Origin of the sequence: Pseudomonas sp. KCJK8993, assembly GCF_046230915.1 — a bacterium.
Taxonomy (GTDB): domain Bacteria; phylum Pseudomonadota; class Gammaproteobacteria; order Pseudomonadales; family Pseudomonadaceae; genus Aquipseudomonas; species Aquipseudomonas piscis.
Genome location: NZ_JBJJLO010000258.1, coordinates 1 through 507, shown reverse-complemented (window position 1 = coordinate 507; position 507 = coordinate 1). Strand labels below are relative to the sequence as shown.

Here is a 507-nt window from a genome sequence, read left to right as displayed (position 1 = left end):
GTGATCGATGCCTACCAGCCGGCTGTCGCACCGGCGGCCGCCGAGGCGGGTGCCCCGGCGCTGCTGGTGCTGTCCGCGCAACGCGCTGACCGCTTGCAGGAATACGCCAAGGCGCTGTTGCGGTTCATCGAGCAGCAACCGCGACTCGACCTGGCGGCCCTGGCCTACAGCCTGCAAACCGGCCGCGCGGCCCTGGAGCAGCGGTTGGCCTTCGTCGCTACTTCGCTGGAGCAGGTACGCCAGGCGCTGCGCGACTTCATCAGCGGCACGCCATCGGCATGCCTGCTGAGCGGCGAGGTGGCGACGGCCAAGGATGCCGCTTCGGTGTTGGCCGGCGAAGAGGAGTTCCAGCAGCTGCTGGTCAGCCTGTTGGAGAAACGGCGCCTGCAGAAGCTGGCCGAACTCTGGGTCAGAGGGGTGGTGATCGACTGGTCGTGCTTGTATGGCGCCGATCGTCCGCGCCGTCTGTCGCTGCCGACCTATCCCTTCGCCCGGGAGCGCTATTGG

The 507-nt window shown here is 68.2% G+C and carries 1 protein-coding gene; it reads left to right on the top strand.

Annotated elements, in window-relative coordinates:
- On the top strand, nucleotides 1–507 hold a 507-nt coding region (locus ACK6AU_RS32040), incomplete at both ends, for a hypothetical protein (protein WP_409303786.1).